General features: G+C 61.8%; 13 protein-coding genes. 9 read left to right on the top strand and 4 right to left on the bottom strand.

Annotation, left to right across the window (positions count from 1 at the left end):
• Positions 1 to 44: 44 nt before the first annotated feature.
• Positions 45 to 998: a tRNA pseudouridine(55) synthase TruB gene (gene truB, locus ACOCG7_RS23560; RefSeq protein WP_083083918.1), complete on the top strand. Its 954-nt coding sequence runs from the start codon at positions 45 to 47 to the stop codon at positions 996 to 998.
• Between the two features lie 109 nt (positions 999 to 1,107).
• On the opposite strand, the gene ACOCG7_RS23555 is transcribed toward truB, so the two are convergent.
• The 4 genes from ACOCG7_RS23555 to ACOCG7_RS23540 all read right to left on the bottom strand — a co-directional run bounded on the left by ACOCG7_RS23555 (position 1,108) and on the right by ACOCG7_RS23540 (position 6,098).
• Entirely contained in the window at positions 1,108 to 2,670 is a 1,563-nt protein-coding gene (locus ACOCG7_RS23555) for a DHA2 family efflux MFS transporter permease subunit (protein ID WP_073429863.1), read from the bottom strand.
• 34 nt (positions 2,671 to 2,704) lie between these two features.
• Positions 2,705 to 3,952: an EmrA/EmrK family multidrug efflux transporter periplasmic adaptor subunit gene (locus ACOCG7_RS23550; RefSeq protein WP_083083917.1), complete on the bottom strand. Its 1,248-nt coding sequence runs from the start codon at positions 3,950 to 3,952 to the stop codon at positions 2,705 to 2,707.
• A gap of 72 nt (positions 3,953 to 4,024) precedes the next feature.
• On the bottom strand, positions 4,025 to 5,533 hold the full coding sequence (locus ACOCG7_RS23545) for an efflux transporter outer membrane subunit (RefSeq protein ID WP_083083916.1): 1,509 nt from the start codon (positions 5,531 to 5,533) through the stop codon (positions 4,025 to 4,027).
• Positions 5,534 to 5,582: 49 nt separating this feature from the next.
• The gene (locus tag ACOCG7_RS23540; protein ID WP_083083915.1) at positions 5,583 to 6,098 is read right to left on the bottom strand and encodes a MarR family winged helix-turn-helix transcriptional regulator; all 516 of its coding nucleotides are present in this window, start codon (positions 6,096 to 6,098) and stop codon (positions 5,583 to 5,585) included.
• Between the two features lie 336 nt (positions 6,099 to 6,434).
• On the opposite strand from ACOCG7_RS23540, the gene typA reads away from it, so the two are divergent.
• The 8 genes from typA to ACOCG7_RS23500 all read left to right on the top strand — a co-directional run bounded on the left by typA (position 6,435) and on the right by ACOCG7_RS23500 (position 18,531).
• A complete protein-coding gene (gene typA, locus ACOCG7_RS23535) occupies positions 6,435 to 8,261 on the top strand; it encodes a translational GTPase TypA (protein WP_114162699.1) in 1,827 nt (608 codons plus the stop codon).
• Between the two features lie 386 nt (positions 8,262 to 8,647).
• Positions 8,648 to 11,509, top strand: a complete 2,862-nt coding sequence (locus ACOCG7_RS23530) for a 2-oxoglutarate dehydrogenase E1 component (RefSeq protein ID WP_073429874.1) — start codon at positions 8,648 to 8,650, stop codon at positions 11,507 to 11,509.
• A gap of 151 nt (positions 11,510 to 11,660) precedes the next feature.
• Positions 11,661 to 12,932, top strand: a complete 1,272-nt coding sequence (odhB, locus tag ACOCG7_RS23525; RefSeq protein ID WP_083083913.1) for a 2-oxoglutarate dehydrogenase complex dihydrolipoyllysine-residue succinyltransferase — start codon at positions 11,661 to 11,663, stop codon at positions 12,930 to 12,932.
• A 138-nt stretch (positions 12,933 to 13,070) separates the two neighbouring features.
• The gene (lpdA, locus tag ACOCG7_RS23520; RefSeq protein ID WP_083083912.1) at positions 13,071 to 14,501 is read left to right on the top strand and encodes a dihydrolipoyl dehydrogenase; all 1,431 of its coding nucleotides are present in this window, start codon (positions 13,071 to 13,073) and stop codon (positions 14,499 to 14,501) included.
• Between the two features lie 92 nt (positions 14,502 to 14,593).
• Positions 14,594 to 15,691: a cell division protein ZapE gene (zapE, locus tag ACOCG7_RS23515; protein ID WP_073429877.1), complete on the top strand. Its 1,098-nt coding sequence runs from the start codon at positions 14,594 to 14,596 to the stop codon at positions 15,689 to 15,691.
• Positions 15,692 to 15,851: 160 nt separating this feature from the next.
• The gene (locus ACOCG7_RS23510; RefSeq protein ID WP_421380255.1) at positions 15,852 to 16,181 is read left to right on the top strand and encodes a transposase; all 330 of its coding nucleotides are present in this window, start codon (positions 15,852 to 15,854) and stop codon (positions 16,179 to 16,181) included.
• A gap of 140 nt (positions 16,182 to 16,321) precedes the next feature.
• Positions 16,322 to 17,530: a DNA cytosine methyltransferase gene (locus ACOCG7_RS23505; protein ID WP_421380252.1), complete on the top strand. Its 1,209-nt coding sequence runs from the start codon at positions 16,322 to 16,324 to the stop codon at positions 17,528 to 17,530.
• A 2-nt stretch (positions 17,531 to 17,532) separates the two neighbouring features.
• Complete coding sequence (locus ACOCG7_RS23500; RefSeq protein WP_421380249.1) at positions 17,533 to 18,531, top strand: phosphoribosyltransferase-like protein; 999 nt, start codon at positions 17,533 to 17,535, stop codon at positions 18,529 to 18,531.
• Position 18,532 lies beyond the last annotated feature (1 nt).

Raw genomic sequence — 18,532 nt, 5'->3', positions numbered from 1 at the left:
TTCCGTTTTGCTTTCCGTTTACCTCGAAGATCCGTCTTTCTGACATGACCGCACCTCAACGTCCCCGCGTGCCGCGTCGCGCGCTCGACGGCGTGCTGCTGCTCGACAAGCCGCTCGGCCTGTCGAGCAACGACGCGCTGATTCGCGCGAAACGTCTCTATCTGGCGAAAAAGGCGGGCCACACCGGCACGCTCGACCCGCTCGCCACCGGCTTGCTGCCGCTGTGCTTCGGCGAAGCCACCAAGTTCTCGCAGGATCTGCTCGAAGCCGACAAGACCTACGAGGCCACGATGCGCCTCGGCATTCGCACGACCACCGGCGACGCCGAAGGCGAGGCCATCGACACACGCGAGGTGACGTGCGATCAGGCGGCGGTCCTTGCGGCTTTGCCGACGTTTCTCGGCGACATCATCCAGGTTCCGCCGATGTATTCGGCGCTCAAGCGCGACGGCAAGCCGCTGTACGAATACGCGCGCGCCGGTCAGACGGTCGAACGGGAAGGGCGGCAGGTGACGATCCACGCGCTCGAATTGCTCGCCTGCGCGCTGCCGGACGTGACCTTTCGCGTGACGTGCAGCAAGGGCACGTATGTGCGCACGCTCGCCGAGGACATCGGCGAAGCGTTGGGTTGCGGCGCGCATCTGGTGGCGTTGCGGCGCACCGGCGTCGGCGCGCTGACGCTGGAACATGCGGTGACGCTCGATGCTCTGTCGAACGCGCCGGAAAGCGAGCGGGACGCGTGGCTGCAACCGGTCGACGCGCTGCTGTCCACGTTCCCGCTCGTCAGGCTGGATGAGGACGCGACTCGCCGCTTTCTGCACGGTCAACGCCTGAAGCTGTCGGAGTTGGCGATCACCGGCGACGCGGTGAATGCGCCGCGCGTGCGTGTGTATGACGCGGAAGGCCGCCTGCTCGGTGTCGCGAAACAAGGCGAAGGCGTGCTCGCACCGGAACGGCTGGTGGTGACGACGTCGAGCCAGGCCGCGCTAAAGCGCTAGAAGCCGAAGCCCAAGCCGAAGCCGAAGCAAGGGAAAAAGGCGGGACCGCTCGAAAGCGGCCCCGCCTTTTTCCATTCCACTTCGCCGCGCCCGGAAAGACGCAACAACGTCAATGCGCGGCCGCCGCCGCCGCGCCGGCGTCACCGCCTGCACGCTCCGGCCTGGTGATCCAGATCAGCGCGATTAGCGCGACAAAAATGCCGGCCGACACGAAGAACAGATCGTTCACGCCCAATTGCGCGGCCTGTTGCGTGGCCATCGTGTTGAACAGTCCATAAGCTTGCGGCTGACTGAAACCGGCCGCACCCATTTGCCGGATCGACTGATCGAACACCGGGTTGTACGCGCTAGCCTGTTCGGCCAGTTGCGCGTGATGCATGATGGTGCGGTGATCCCACGCCGTCTGGAAGATCGAGGTGCCGATGCCGCCGCACATGATCCGCACGAAATTCGACAAACCCGACGCGGCCGGAATCCGGTTGCCGGGCAAGCCCGAAAGCGTGATCGACACCAGCGGAATGAAGAACCCGGCCATGCCGATGCCTTGAATCAACGTGGGCAGTAGCAGCGAATACGTATCGACGCCGGTCGTATAACGCGAGCGCATCCAGAAGCACAACGCGAATACGAGGAACGACAGCGTCGCGATATAGCGCGGATCGGTACGCGGCAAGATCTTGCCTGTGATCGGCGACAGCAGCACGGCGAACAGGCCGACCGGCGCCATGACCAGTCCCGCCTCGGTTGCCGTGTAACCGATATCGGTTTGCAGCCACAACGGCAGCAGCACGAGATTGCCGAAGTACAGGCCATAGCCGACCGACAGCGCAACCGTGCCGCCCGTGAAATTACGCTTGCTGAAGAGCGACAGATCGACCACCGGATGCTCGGCCGTCAGCTCCCACACCACGAAGAACGCGAGCGCGATCACCGCGACCAGCGTCAGCACGACGATGGTGGTCGACGAAAACCAGTCGAGGTCCTTGCCTTTGTCGAGCATGATCTGCAACGCGCCGACCCAAAGAATCAGCAGGCCGAGACCGACGCCGTCGATCGGCGCTTTTTTAATGACCGAATCGCGATTGCGGAAGATCATCCACGTGGCCGCGGCGGCAATCGCGCCGACCGGAATGTTGACGTAGAAAATCCACGGCCAGGAGATGTTGTCCGAGATCCAGCCGCCGAGAATCGGCCCGGCCACCGGCGCGATCAACGTGGTCATCGCCCACATCGACAACGCCATCGGCGCCTTGGCGCGCGGATAGCTGGCGAGCAGCAGCGTTTGCGACAGCGGAATCATCGGGCCGGCCACGGCGCCTTGCAGCACGCGCGAGGCCAGCAGGAACGGCAGCGTGGGCGCGAGGCCGCACAGCCACGACGAGATCACGAACAGCACGATCGACGCCATGAACAGGCGCACCTGACCGATGCGGTCGGTGAGCCAGCCGGTGAGCGGCACGGAGATCGCGTTCGCCACCGCGAACGAGGTGATTACCCACGTGCCCTGGTCGGACGACACGCCGAGGTCGCCCGAAATGGACGGAATCGAGACGTTCGCAATCGACGTGTCGAGCACGTTCATAAAGACGGCGAGCGACACCGCAATGGTGCCGATCACCAGTTGCGCGCCCTCGAGCGGCGGATGAGGAACTTGCGCCTGAGCCTGAGCCATTAAGCGAAAAACCTTGTAGGAATCGTTGCGCGGCTTACATCAATTTCGCGGCCGCGGCGGTAGCGGCGGCGGCGGGCTTCGCGCCGCCGGCTTGCGCCGACTTCTGCGTGCCGCCGTTCGGGCCCGCGTTTTCCGCGATGATGCGGGCGATTTCCGCGTCGGCTTCGTCGCCGTACTTCTCGAACACGGTGGTCTGATAGACCGTGTTCGGCGCCTGGCCGAGCTGGCCGCCCTGGTCGTCCTTGATGGTCACGTCGGCTTGCATCGACAGGCCGATGCGCAGCGGATGCTGTTCGAGCTCCTTCGGGTCGAGCGCGATCCGTACCGGCAGGCGCTGCACCACCTTGATCCAGTTGCCGGTCGCGTTCTGCGCGGGCAGCAGCGAGAAGGCCGAGCCCGTGCCCGCCGAGAAGCCGACCACCTTGCCGTGATACACCACCGACGAACCGTACACGTCGGCCGTCAGTTCGACCGGCTGGCCGATGCGCATGTGCTTCAACTGCACTTCCTTGAAGTTCGCGTCGACCCACACGCTGCCGAGCGGCACGATGGCCATCAGCGGCGTGCCCGGAGAGACGCGCTGGCCGACCTGCACCGAGCGCTTGGCGACATAGCCCGTGACCGGCGCCGGCAGGTTGTTGCGCGCGTTGTTCAGGTACGCGTCGCGGACCTTCGCGGCGGCGGACAGCACGTTCGGGTGATTCGCGATCGAGGTGTTGGCGGTCAGCGCGCGGTTCGAGGCCAACTGCTGCTGGGCGGCGTCGACGGCGGCTTGCGCGCTCTTCACGGCGTCGCGCGCGTGCGAGATTTCCTCGAGCGACACAGCGCCGGTTTGCGCGACCGTCAGACGGCGCTTCAGGTCGTCCTGAGCGCGCGACAGATCGGCCTGGCGGACGGCGACTTGCGCCAGGTATTGGTTGTCGTCGGCGAACAGGCCGCGCACCTGGCGCACCGTTTGCGCGAGATTCGCTTCGGCCTGTTCCAGCGCGACGCGCGCGTCCGCCGGGTCGAGCACGACGAGCGGGTCGCCGGCCTTTACGGTTTGCGTGTCGTCCGCATTCACGGCGACGACGGTGCCGGTGACTTGCGGCGTGATTTGCACGACGTTGCCGTTCACGTACGCGTCGTCGGTGTCTTCGTGGAAGCGCGCGACGAGGAAGTAGTACAGGCCGTAGGCGATCGCGGCGATCAGGATCACGATGACGAGCAGCGTCATCATGCGCTTGCGTTTGCCGTTGTTCGCCGGTTGTGTGGGGGCAACGGGCTGCTGGGGGGTGCTCATTGATGTGCTCCGGGTTCTCTCAAGCGTCGTCGTTTATTCGGGTGTGCGTGCGGGTCTGGTGCCGATGCCGTGTCAGTTCGCGGCGGCGGTCGCGGCGGTGGCCGACGCCGGGGCATCGGTCGGCGCCACGAGGCCGGTCTGCGTCGCGTCGAAACCGCCGCCGAGCGCCTTGACGAGACCGATCTGCATATCGCGGCGGCGCATCTTCAGGCTCGTTACCGTCTGTTCGGCGGCAAGGCGGTTCTGGTCGGCGGTCAGCACCTGCAACTGCGGCGACAAACCGGCCTTGTAGCGGATCACGGCCAGCTGATACGCCTTGGTGGACGCGTCGAGCGCGCGCTGCGCGTCGCCCGATTGCTGGTCGATCGAACGGATCGACGACACTTGCGTCGCCACGTCCGAGAGGGCGTTGATCAGCGTCTGGTTATAGTTCGCCACATCCAGATCGAAATCGGCGTAGCGTCCCTTCAACTGCGAGCGCAGCGCGCCGGCGTCGAAGATCGGCAGGTGGATGGCGGGGCCGAATTGCATCTGGCGGCTGCCCGCCTTGAGGAATCGGCCCCAGCCGAACGCGTCGAAACCGAAGCCGGCGGCGAGGTTGACGTCCGGGAAGAACTCCGCTTTCGCTTCCTTCACGTCGTGCATCGCGGCTTCGACCTGCCAGCGCGCGGCGACGATGTCCGCGCGGCGCGCCACGAGATCGGCCGGCAGGTTGTTCGGCAGCGCCACGGTGTCGCCGGTGGTCAGGACCGGCTGGGCGATCTGCAGGCCGCGGTCGGGACCCTTGCCCAGCAGCGCGCCCAACTGATAGCGCACCACGGTGATCTGGCCGTCGAGGTCGGTCAGCGTCGACTGGCTGGTTGCGATGTTGCCGTTCGCGGTTTGCCGCTCGACGTTGGTGTCGAGACCGGCGGCGACGCGCCCGTTCGTAATTCGGCCGATTTCCTGACGGTTGGCGATTTCACGCGCGGCGATGTCGCGCAGCGCGTACAGCTGCGCGAGCTGGTTGTACGTGCTCGCCACCGACGCGGCGAGCGTCACGCGCGCCTGCTGCATGTCGGCTTCAGCGGCTTTTTCCTGCGACACCGCCTGGCCGAGGCGCTGGCGGTTCTTGCCCCACAGGTCGAGATCCCATGACGCGCTCGCGAGCACGTTGTTTTCGCTATACCAGGTGCCGCCGTAAGGAGGCGGGTAGAGCGCGTTGCCCGAGAACAGCTCGCGGGTCCACGAATAGCTGCCGGTAACCTTCGGATACAGCGCCGAGCGTGAGCTCTCGATATACGACGAAGCCTTGGCCACGCGCGCCTGCGCCTGGGCGATCGACGGACTGCCTTCGAGCGCCTCCGCGATCAGCTTGGGCAGTTGCGGGTCGCCGAACTGGTTGGCCCAGTCGAGCGACGGCCATTGGCCGCTCTCGCTGGGCAGACTCCGAGCGGACTCGTACTGAGCCGGCGACGACATCTGCTTGTCGCTTTTCATACCGAAGTAGTTCGCGCACCCCGTGAGGGCGAGCGCCGTCACAGCGGCGGCGACAGCGGCCCGGCTCGAAAGTGCGGGCACGGACAGGGAAAGGGATTTCATTCGCTCGACTCTTTGAGTGAAGATAATGATGGACACTGCAAGTAAATTCTTACGATTTGCTGTCGGGTTTGCTTGCTGCATCACGGGTAACTCCCGTTTGTTCGCCGGCGTTGACCAGCACGCGGCGCAGCATGCTTTTCAGAAAGCCCACTTCTTCGGGAGTGAAACCGCCCAGCAGGCTGTTCAGCACGCCAGTGAAAATCGCGGGCATCCTGGCGGCGATCGCCTGGCCTTCGGGCGTCAGCGCGAGACGAACCACGCGTCGGTCTTCGTTGCTGCGCACTCTCGTCAGCAGGCCGCGTTTTTCCAACCGGTCGACCAGACGCGTGACGGCGCTTGCGTCAATGCCGTATTCACGGGCCAGTTCGGCCGCCAGCAGGCATTTGCCGCTGGCCACCATGAACAGGATGCTGCCTTGCTGGCTGGTGATGCCCAGTTCGGCCATGCTGCGCTGCGTGACCAGATTCGACATGGTCGATCTCACTCGCGTGATCAGGTAGCCGACGCTTTCGCCGACCTGGTATTCGCTGATCTCGGGCGGCGGGGTGGGGGACGGCTTCGTCATGACTCTCGTGCGAATGCAATGGTTGACTAGGCAGGATTATAAGATGCGGTTGATTGACGCGGCAAGCGTTACCGCAGCTTAGGCAAGGAACTTTTGCTGCTCAAGGTTATACGTTGACCGGTTTTGCGTGGGATTTTCCCCGCGTAAGTCGCATGGTTTCCTACGCTTCGCTGCGCCGAAGATGCTCGGTCTGTCAGGGAATACCAGAAAGCTTCATTCGTGCGTGCTATAATGTTGGGTTCCCAAAAGTGCGCTTTGGGCTTGTCGTGGTTCATGAGAAGTAACCAAGTAACCGGCATGAGCATTCGGCGCACTCCAACTGTCCCCAGGTTTCCTATGACCCGCGCCCTACGCAACATCGCCATCATTGCCCACGTCGACCACGGCAAGACCACGCTCGTCGACCAGCTCCTCCGCCAGACCGCCACGTTCCGCGAGAACCAGCAGGTCGTCGAACGCGTGATGGACTCGAACGACATCGAAAAAGAACGTGGCATCACGATTCTGTCGAAGAACTGCGCGGTCGAATACGAAGGCACGCACATCAATATCGTCGACACGCCGGGCCACGCCGACTTCGGCGGTGAAGTGGAGCGCGTGCTGTCGATGGTCGACTCGGTGCTGCTGCTGGTGGATGCCGTCGAAGGCCCGATGCCGCAAACGCGCTTCGTGACCAAGAAAGCGCTGGCGCTCGGCCTGAAGCCGATCGTCGTGATCAACAAGGTGGACCGTCCGGGCGCGCGCATCGACTGGGTGATCAACCAGACCTTCGACCTGTTTGACAAGCTGGGCGCGTCGGACGAGCAGCTCGACTTCCCGATCGTCTACGCATCGGGCTTGAACGGCTACGCTGGCCTGACGCCGGACGTGCGTGAAGGCGACATGCGTCCGCTGTTCGACGCCGTGCTGCAACACGTGCCGGTTCGCCCGGCCGATCCGGAAGCGCCGCTGCAACTGCAGATCACGTCGCTCGACTATTCGTCGTATGTTGGCCGTATCGGCGTGGGCCGCATCACGCGCGGCCGCATCAAGCCTGGCATGGCCGTAGCCGTGCGTTCGGGCCCCGACGGCGCGATCCTGAACCGCAAGATCAACCAGGTGCTGTCGTTCAAGGGCCTGGAGCGCGTGCAGGTCGAATCGGCCGAGGCCGGCGACATCGTGCTGATCAACGGTATCGAGGAAATCGGCATCGGCGTGACCATCTGCTCGCCCGAACAGCCGGAAGCGCTGCCGATGATCACCGTCGACGAACCCACGCTGACCATGAACTTCCTCGTCAACTCGTCGCCGCTCGCTGGCCGCGAAGGCAAGTTCGTCACGAGCCGTCAGATCCGCGACCGTCTGATGAAGGAGCTGAACCACAACGTCGCACTGCGCGTGAAGGAAACCGGCGACGAAACCACGTTCGAAGTGGCCGGCCGCGGTGAATTGCACCTGACCATTCTCGTGGAAAACATGCGCCGTGAAGGCTACGAGCTGGCCGTGTCGCGTCCGCGCGTGGTGATGCAGGAAATCGACGGTGTGAAGCACGAGCCGTACGAAAACCTGACCGTCGACATGGAAGACGCCCACCAGGGCGGCGTGATGGAAGAACTCGGCCGCCGCAAGGGCGAAATGCTCGACATGGCGTCGGACGGCCGTGGCCGCACGCGTCTCGAGTACCGCATTTCGGCACGTGGCCTGATCGGCTTCCAGTCGGAATTCCTCACGCTCACGCGCGGCACGGGCCTGATGAGCCACACGTTCGACTCGTATCAGCCGGTCAGGGAAGGCGCGGTCGGCGAGCGTCGCAACGGCGTGCTGATTTCGCAGGACGACGGCGCGGCAGTCGCTTACGCGCTGTGGAAATTGCAGGATCGCGGCCGCATGTTCGTGTCGCCGGGCGAGCCGCTGTACGAAGGCATGATCATCGGCATTCACAGCCGGGACAACGACCTGGTTGTGAACCCGATCAAGGGCAAGCAATTGACCAACGTGCGTTCGTCGGGTACCGACGAAGCGGTGCGCCTCGTGCCGCCGATCCAGATGTCGCTGGAATACGCGGTTGAATTCATCGACGACGATGAACTGGTCGAAGTCACGCCGCAATCGATCCGTCTGCGCAAGCGCTATCTGAAGGAACACGAGCGCCGCAGCGCAAGCCGTAAGGGCGCCGTGGACTGATTGACCGCGCCTTGCGCGGCATGATGGCAAGGTAAGACAGGCAAAAGCCACCTCCGGGTGGCTTTTGCCGTTTCTGCTGGCGCGCGAATCGCGTTGTGCGTAGTTGCTAGTGGTTGGCAAACCGTTGATGCGCGTTTGTCCACGTTTATCGCAGAAAGACCGTTGCGCGCACTGGATACAGGCCGCAAAGCCCGTCGCGGCGGGCTTGAGCGGCAAACCGTCGGCTATCTGGACTATTTGATCTGTGCTATGCTCCCCGGGTGCAAAGTTTTAGGTCCTTCCAAGCAAGACTTGATTCGCGCAATCCGCTAAACGGTCAGGCCGTGTCGCGGAAGGTTCTGTAACCCGCTATTTCTCGAGAAACTCGAAGAAAGGTGAGCGTAAAAATGATGAAGCAATTCCAGTCGAACTCTTATCTGTTCGGCGGCAATGCTCCGTACGTTGAAGAAATGTACGAAGCATATCTCGACAATCCGGCGTCAGTGCCCGAGAACTGGCGCAGCTATTTCGACGCGTTGCAGAACGTCCCTGCATCGGATGGCACCAGTGCCAACGACGTGGCCCACGGCCCGATCGTCGAATCGTTTGCTCAACGGGCCAAGGCCAATGCCTTCATCCCGCGCACGGCAACCGGTGGCGAAGATCTCGCCACTGCGCGAAAGCAAGTCTATGTGCAGTCCCTCATCGGCGCATATCGCTTCCTCGGCTCGCAATGGGCCAATCTCGATCCTCTGAAGCGCCGCGAACGTCCCGCGATCCCCGAACTTGAACCCGCGTTCTACGACTTCACCGAAGCCGACATGGACCAGGAGTTCAGCGCAACGAATCTGTATTTCGGATTCGAGCGCGCTTCGCTGCGCGAGATCGTCAAGGCATTGCGCGACACGTACTGCGGCACGATCGGCGCCGAGTACATGTACCTCAGCGATCCGGAACAGAAACGCTGGTGGAAGGAGAAGCTCGAGTCGATTCGCTCGACGCCAAACTTCTCCAACGAAAAGAAAAAGCACATCCTGAATCGCCTGACGGCGGCCGAAGGCCTCGAGCGCTTCCTGCACACCAAGTACGTCGGCCAGAAACGCTTCTCGCTCGAAGGCGGCGAAAGCTTCATCGCGTCGATGGACGAAGTCGTGCGTCATGGCGGCGCTCGCGGCGTGCAGGAAATCGTCATCGGCATGGCTCACCGTGGCCGTCTGAACGTGCTGGTCAATACGCTCGGCAAGATGCCGGCCGATCTGTTCGCCGAATTCGAAGGCAAGCATGTCGACGACCTGCCGGCCGGCGACGTGAAATACCATAAGGGTTTCTCGTCGGATATCTCGACCGACGGCGGCCCGGTTCACCTGTCGCTCGCGTTCAATCCGTCGCACCTCGAAATCGTCAACCCGGTGGTCGAAGGTTCGGCGAAGGCGCGCATGGACCGTCGCGGCGACGACAACGGCCTGCAAGTGCTGCCGGTGCAGATCCACGGCGACGCGGCCTTCGCGGGCCAGGGCGTCGTGATGGAAACGCTGAACCTCGCGCAAACGCGTGGTTACGGCACGCACGGCACGCTGCATATCGTCATCAACAACCAGATCGGTTTCACGACGTCGGACCCGCGCGATTCGCGCTCCACGTTGTACTGCTCGGACGTCGTCAAGATGATCGAGGCGCCGGTGCTGCACGTGAACGGCGACGATCCGGAAGCGGTCGTGCTGGCCACGCAGCTGGCCATCGACTTCCGGATGCAGTTCCACAAGGACGTCGTCGTCGACATCGTCTGCTTCCGCAAGCTCGGCCACAACGAGCAGGACACGCCGGCTGTCACGCAGCCGCTGATGTACAAGACGATCGCCAAGCATCCGGGCACGCGCGCGCTGTACGCTGAAAAGCTGACGCAGCAAGGCGTGATCACGGCGACCGACGCGGACGAATACGTCAAGGCTTACCGCAAGGCGATGGACGAAGGCCATCACACCGTCGACCCGGTGCTCTCGAACTACAAGAGCAAGTACGCGGTGGATTGGGTGCCGTTTCTGAACCGCAAATGGACCGACGCAGCCGACACGGCCGTGCCGCTCGCCGAATTGAAGCGCCTCGCCGAGCGCATCACTACGATTCCCGAAAACTTCAAGGTTCACCCGCTGGTCGAGCGCGTCATCAATGACCGTCGCGCAATGGGCCGTGGCGAAGCGAAGCTCGACTGGGGCATGGGCGAACACCTCGCGTTCGCGTCGCTGGTCGCCTCGGGCTACGCAGTGCGCCTGACCGGTCAGGACTCGGGCCGCGGCACGTTCACGCACCGTCACGCGGTGCTGCACGATCAGAATCGCGAACGCTGGAACGACGGCACCTACGTGCCGCTGCAGAACATCGCCGAAGGTCAGGCGAAGTTCACGGTGATCGACTCGGTGTTGTCGGAAGAAGCGGTGCTCGGCTTCGAATACGGCTACTCGACCGCTGAGCCGAATACGTTCGTCGCATGGGAAGCGCAGTTCGGCGACTTCGTGAACGGCGCGCAAGTCGTGATCGACCAGTTCATCTCGTCGGGCGAAGTGAAGTGGGGCCGTGTGTCGGGCCTTACCATGCTGCTGCCGCACGGCTACGAAGGCCAGGGCCCTGAGCACTCGTCGGCGCGTATCGAACGTTTCCTGCAACTGTGCGCGGACCACAACATGCAGGTCGTTCAGCCGACCACGCCGGCGCAGATTTTCCACCTGCTGCGCCGTCAGATGATCCGCCTGTTCCGCAAGCCGCTGATCGTCGCCACGCCGAAGTCGCTGCTGCGTCACAAGGAAGCCGTGTCGGATCTGTCGGAACTGGCCAACGGTTCGTTCCAGCCGGTAATCGGTGAGATCGATCAGGCCATCGACGCGAAGAAGGTCAAGCGCGTCGTGATTTGCTCGGGCCGCGTCTATTACGACCTGCTCGCGCACCGCCGTGAATCGAAGTCGAACGACGTCGCGATCATCCGTATCGAACAGCTCTATCCGTTCGCGCATAAGCAGTTCGAAGCGGAAATGAAGAAGTACGACAACGCGACCGAAGTGGTGTGGGTGCAGGACGAGCCGCAGAATCAGGGCCCGTGGTTCTACATCGAGCACCACCTGAAGGAAGGCATGAAGGACGGGCAGAAGCTGGCATACAGCGGTCGTCCGGCTTCGGCTTCGCCGGCAGTCGGCTACTACGCGAAGCACTACGAGCAGCAGAAGGCGCTGGTCGAAGGCGCTTTCGGCCGCCTCAAGAGCGCGTCAATCGCTAAATAACGAAAACAGACGAACCGGGAAAGCGCCACGCGCTTTCCCGTGCCGCATCCAGTGACCATTGAGGGTTCATTCGCGGCAGACATGGTTCGCAGGCGGTCGTCGAGTCCATGGATCGCGCGCCGTCACCCGATACGTATTCAGGATATTCATAATGGCTATTGTTGAAGTCAAGGTTCCCCAGCTTTCCGAGTCGGTTTCGGAAGCCACGATGCTGCAGTGGAAGAAGAAGCCCGGCGAGGCTGTGGCTCAAGACGAAATTCTCATCGAAATCGAGACCGACAAGGTCGTGCTCGAAGTGCCGGCACCCTCGGCCGGCGTGCTCGCGCAAGTCATCGCGAACGACGGCGACACCGTCACCGCCGATCAGGTCATCGCCAAGATCGACACCGAAGGCACGGCCGGCGCCGCTGCTGTCGAAGCCGAAGTCAAGCCGGCGCCTGTCGCCGCACCGGCTGCCGCACCGGCGGCTCAAGCCGCATCCGCAACGGGTGCGAACACAGCTGCTTCGCCGGCTGCCGGCAAGCTGATGGCCGAGAAGGGTCTGTCGTCCGGCGACGTCGCCGGCACGGGCCGCGACGGCCGCATCACCAAGGGCGACGTGCTGACCGCGGGCGCTCCCGCCACCAAGGCCGCGGCACCGGCACCGGCCGCCGCACCGAAGGCTGCCAAGCCGTCGCTGCCGGACGTCAAGGCGCCGGCGTCGGCTGATCAATGGCTGAAAGACCGCCCGGAACAACGCGTGCCGATGTCGCGTCTGCGCGCGCGTATCGCCGAGCGTCTGCTCGAGTCGCAGCAAACCAACGCCATCCTCACCACGTTCAACGAAGTGAACATGGCGCCGGTGATGGACCTGCGCAACAAGTACAAGGACAAGTTCGAGAAGGAACATGGCGTGAAGCTCGGCTTCATGTCGTTCTTCGTGAAGGCGGCCGTTCACGCGCTGAAGAAGTTCCCGCTGGTGAATGCGTCGATCGACGGTAACGACATCGTCTATCACGGCTATTTCGACATCGGTATCGCTGTCGGTTCGCCGCGCGGTCTGGTGGTGCCGATCCTGCGCAACGCGGATCAGTTGAGCCTCGCGGAAATCGAGAAGAAGATCGCCGAATTCGGCCAGAAGGCGAAAGACGGCAAGCTGTCGATCGACGAAATGACCGGCGGTACGTTCTCGATCTCGAACGGCGGTGTGTTCGGTTCGATGCTGTCGACCCCGATCATCAACCCGCCGCAATCCGCGATTCTCGGCGTGCACGCCACCAAGGAACGCGCCGTGGTCGAAAACGGCCAGATCGTGATCCGTCCGATGAACTATCTGGCGCTGTCATACGACCACCGGATCATCGACGGCCGCGAAGCGGTGCTGTCGCTGGTCGCCATGAAGGACGCGCTGGAAGACCCGGCGCGCCTGCTGCTCGACCTGTAAAAGCCGCTCCGGCCGGCGCCGGTTGCCATTGCGCAAACTGGCGCCCTATAAGCATCACGTCTTTCGCATTCCGCAGTACAGGAACAGGGCGCGCCACGAAACGTGGCCGCGCGCCGTTCCGTCATAAAAAGGATTGTCATGTCCAAAGCATTTGACGTCGTCGTGATCGGCGCAGGCCCCGGCGGCTATATCGCTGCAATTCGCGCCGCACAGCTCGGCAAGACGGTTGCATGTATCGAAAAATGGAAGAACCCGGCCGGCGCGCTGAAGCTCGGCGGCACGTGTCTGAACGTGGGCTGCATTCCGTCGAAGGCGCTGCTCGCCTCGTCGGAGGAATTTGAAAACGCGCAGCACCATCTCGCCGATCACGGCATCAACGTGTCGGACGTGAAGATCGACATCACGAAGATGCTGGCCCGCAAGGAAGGCATCGTCGAGAAGATGACGAAGGGTATCGAATTCCTGTTCCGCAAGAACAAGATCACGTGGCTCAAAGGTCACGGCAAGTTCACCGGCAGGACGGACGCCGGCGTGCAGATCGAAGTGAGCGGCGAAGGCGAAACCGAAGTGGTCACGGCGAAGAACGTGATCATCGCGACGGGCTCGAAGGCGCGTCATCTGCCGAACGTGCCGGTCGACAACAAGATCGTGTCGGACAACGAAGGCGCCTTGAGCTTCGACACGGCGCCGAAGAAGCTGGCCGTGATCGGCGCGGGCGTGATCGGTCTGGAACTGGGCTCGGTGTGGCGCCGTCTCGGCGCGGAAGTGACCGTGCTCGAAGCGCTGCCGGAATTCCTCGGCGCCGCCGACCAGGCGCTCGCGAAAGAAGCCGCCAAGCAGTTCAAGAAGCAGGGTCTCGACATTCACGTCGGCGTGAAGGTCGGCGAAGTGAAGACCACCGCGAACAGCGTCACGATCGCTTACACGGACAAGGACGGCAACGCGCAAACGCTCGAAGCCGACCGCCTGATCGTGTCGATCGGCCGCGTGCCGAACACCGACAACCTCGGTCTCGAAGCCATCGGCCTGAAGGCCAACGAACGCGGCTTCATCGACGTCGACGATCACTGCGCGACCGCGGTGCCGAACGTGTACGCAATCGGCGACGTGGTGCGTGGCCCGATGCTCGCGCACAAGGCCGAGGACGAAGGCGTGCTGGTCGCGGAAATCATCGACGGTCAGAAGCCGCACATCGACTACAACTGCGTTCCGTGGGTCATCTACACCGAACCGGAAATCGCATGGGTCGGCAAGACGGAGCAGCAACTGAAGGCGGAAGGCCGCGAGATCAAGACGGGCCAGTTCCCGTTCATGGCGAACGGCCGCGCGCTCGGCATCAACAAGGCGGATGGTTTCGTCAAGATGATCGCCGACGCGAAGACCGACGAACTGCTCGGCGTGCACATCATTTCGGCGAATGCATCGGACCTGATCGCGGAAGCCGTCGTGGCGATGGAGTTCAAGGCGGCGTCGGAAGATCTCGGCCGTATTTGCCATCCGCACCCGTCGCTGTCGGAAGTCATGCGCGAGGCGGCGCTGGCCGTCGACAAGCGCGCGCTGAACATGTAATGACGCGCACGCCTGACTGATCGCAGCACTTTCGCATCACCACAAAGGCGGGCGGGTTCAATCCCTCCCGCCTTTCTTTTTGCAGCAACACAATGAACGTCACCGAATACTACGAAAAAGAACTGCAGACGCGGGGTTATCAATCGGACCCGGCGCAGCGCGCGGCGGTCGACCGTCTGCAACGGTGCTATGAAGAGTGGGTCGAATACAAATCGCGCCGCTCCAATGCGTTCAAGAAACTGATCATCCACCCGGACCGGCCGCGCGGCGTGTACATGTGGGGCGGCGTGGGGCGGGGCAAGAGCTTCCTCATGGACAGCTTCTACATGATCGTGCCGGTGCAGCGCAAAACGCGGCTGCATTTCCACGAGTTCATGCGCGAGGTGCATCGCGAACTGGAAGAACTGAAGGGTCGGGCCGATCCGCTCGACGAACTCGCGCTTCGTATCGCCAAACGCTACCGGCTGATCTGTTTCGACGAATTCCACGTGTCCGACATTGCCGATGCGATGATCCTGTACCGTCTGCTCGACAAGCTGTTCGAGAACGGCGTGCAGTTCGTGATGACGTCCAATTACGCGCCGGACACGTTGTATCCGGACGGCCTGCACCGTGATCGCATGCTGCCGGCGATCGAACTGATCAAGGAGAAGGTCGACGTGATCAACGTCGACGCCGGCGTCGACTACCGGCAACGCACGCTGGCTCAGGTCGAGGTGTATCACACGCCGCTCGGCGCGGCCGCCGACAAGGCGTTGCGCGACGCCTTCGCGCGTCTCGCCGCCGTGCCTGACGAGAGCCCGATCCTGCACATCGAAAAACGCGAGCTGAAAGCGCTGCGCCGCGCGGACGGCGTCGTGTGGTTCGATTTCGCCACGCTATGCGGCGGGCCGCGCTCGCAGAACGATTACCTCGAATTGGCGAGCCGCTTTCACGCGGTGATTCTCTCCGGCGTGCCGCAGATGTCGGCGCGCATGGCCTCGGAGGCGCGCCGCTTCACCTGGCTGATCGACGTGTTCTACGACCACAAGGTCAAGCTGTTGATGTCCGCGGCGGTGCCGGCCGAGCAGTTGTACGTCGACGGACCGATGGCTAACGAATTCACGCGCACGGTGTCGCGCATCGTCGAAATGCAGTCGAAGGAGTATCTCGACGCGCCGCGCCGGATCGTCGATACGTCGTTGACCTGAAGCGCTGCCGGGAGCGGGCCGTGATGCTTTCGCGATAGATCACGATCCGCTACGCGAATACACGCGGTCCGGCGGCGTATTTTCAAGATTCGGACTCGTCTTATATTCCCTCACCGGACGACTGGATATCTTTTGTCGTGATTCTGACAAAGGAGAAACCATGAATCCGTACCGTGACATCAATGACGAAGAATGGCAACGCGTCGCACCGTTGTTGCCCGAACTGCGTCCGCGTTCCGAACTGCGCGGCCGGCCGCTTGCCAATACCCGTTCCGTGCTCAATGGCGTACTGTGGGTGATGTACAGCGGCGCTACCTGGTCCGCCATGCCGCGCAAATACCCGTCCTACCAAACCTGCCATCGTCGCTTCAAGGCGACCGCAATCGGCTTGGGCATTGTACAACAAGGCTTTGCGGGCGACGAAGTGAGTGATTCTCAGCTTGGATTGGTACAGAATTGGTACGAGCGGCGAACGGTGCTACCGGCGTAACCGTGCGGGCGAAATGCCCTTTACTACCGGCCCCACTTTTAGTTTCCGGTGGCACCCCTCGCACCAATGCGGCAGTGCATAATGGAGTGTTAAAGCATTCTATGTGCCGAAAGGCCCGGTGCGCCTTTTGCAGCAAATAAATGAAGCGAACAATTACTAAACGAACTCGCCCGAGCTTTGTCGGCTTGTTTTCGGGATGCGGCGGATTCGATCTCGGATTCGTCCAAGCCGGTTTTCATTGCGTTGCGGCGTTTGACTATGATGCCGAGGCTGTGGCAACTCATCGCAAGAATCTGGGTGGCAATGTGTATTGCCTAGATGTAACGCAGAACAGCGATCAGGTGGTGACAGCAGTCTCGCAGGCGGATGTACTAGTTGCAGGACCGCCTTGTCAGGGCTTTTCAACCATTGGAAAGCGTGCGTTGAACGACCCGCGCAACTCCCTGCTGTTATTCGTTGCCGATGTCGCGTCGGTGGCCAAGCCCAAAGTGGTTGTCGTTGAGAACGTTGCGGGCGTGTTATCTCCCCCGCACGATCGGTATTGGCGTCAATTAGAGTCTCGTCTCCGTCGGGCGGGATACACATGCAAGACAATTAGGTTTGCCGCGTCCGATTTTGGCGTGCCGCAGACTCGCGTGCGGGTGATGCTTATCGGCACGCTTTCTGGCGCTGAATTGCACATCCCCTTGCATGGTGGCGCAGCACCGACCCTTCGAGACATCCTTCATGGAGCGGAGTCTTTCTCGAACCATCACCCATCGGTGCTTCAACCCGGGTCGGCGGCACTAGAAATTGCGAAACGGATTGGGCAGGGCCAGAAATTGTGCAACGTCCGGGGTGGCGAACGTTCCGTGCATACTTGGCACATTCCAGAAGTGTTTGGTCACGTCAGTGACGTGGAGCGGGAAGTTTTGCAAACGCTGATGCGCCTTCGCAGGCAACTTCGCGTCCGTACGTTCGGAGACGCCGACCCTGTATCGGCGGAAGCGCTTTCTGAAGCCTTAAACCGGCCGTGCAAACGCCATCTGAACAGTTTGGTGAGGAAAAACTTTGTGCGCCGAGTCGGAGACTTGTACGACTTGACGAACTCGTTCAACGGCAAATACCGCCGTCTTTCGTGGACTGATTTGGCGCCAACCGTGGATACCCGATTCGGACAACCGCGCTTCTTTCTGCACCCCGAGCACCATCGCGGTTTTTCCGTTCGCGAGGCAGCGCGCATACAAGGGTTTCCGGATGACTTCGAATTCGAGGGCTCGGTTGAATCGCAATTTCGGATGGTTGGGAATGCAGTCCCGCCGCCGTTGGCCGCCTCGGTTGCGCGCAGTATTCGGGATAGTGAGTTTTAATCATGCCGCAAAGCCTTAACGAAAAGTTGCGCGACTGGGGGCGACAAGTGGACCTTGACCCGGAGCTAATTGACATCGAATCGCGGATCCGGTTTCTGCAAACGATGCTGTTCGACGAATTCGAACCAACGCGAACCCCACCACATAAGACATTCAATGATCGTTTAGAGGATTGGGTCAATAACGCCGCGTCAGATGCTGATCAACAAACTTTGCTTCGCGCCGTTCTTAGGATCTTTTTTGCGGGATCTAAGGACATGGAGGCTCTGCTCGTTTCGGCGTTTCGACAACACGTCGTCCAATGGATCGTTTCGACCCGAAATCTCGCACTGACATCTCCGACCCTGAATGAAGAAATTGAGCGGGAAGTTCGCAGCGTTTGGTTTACCGCACTAACAGATAGCGCGCCACTCACTCGTTTTTATCACGTCAACAATGTGGAAGGCGTTGATTGGCGGCCTGATTGGCGTGGGCTTGTACACGCGCAGACTGATCCGCAGGTGATTGCGCATCGCATGGCACAGAACGGGCTGTCTTCGATCGTTGTAATCGAAGATTTTGTTGGATCAGGAACGCAACTGCTTGAATCCATCACTCCCGCGTTCACCCTTCCTGCTGCTCCGCCAATTCTGTTTTGTCCGCTGATAATTTGTCCGGCGGGCGCGGAGGTTGCGGAAAGGATTGCGGCCGTTGAGCCGCGCTTTCAGTTTTCGCCAGTTTTAAGACTGTCACGTGACTCATTTGTCCACGATGCAGCGGATCCTCACGAGTCGCAATTGATCTCGGCGCTTCGGGAACTCATAGTTCGCCTCAATGCAAAAGTACAGGGCACTAATCCGAAGCACAATTACGGCCCATTTGGTTTTGCACAGCCAAATCAACCCGTTATGGGGGGGCTCGTAGTTATGCATACAAATTGTCCGGATAACACAATTCCTGCAATTCACCGCACGTCCGATGGCCCATGGGCTGCGCTTTTCCCACGATCAGCGAGGAATTGAC

This window comes from Paraburkholderia sp. DD10 (assembly GCF_049177125.1).
In the GTDB taxonomy this organism is placed as follows: Bacteria; Pseudomonadota; Gammaproteobacteria; order Burkholderiales; family Burkholderiaceae; genus Paraburkholderia; species Paraburkholderia terricola.
This window is presented reverse-complemented; position numbering and strand designations above follow the sequence as displayed.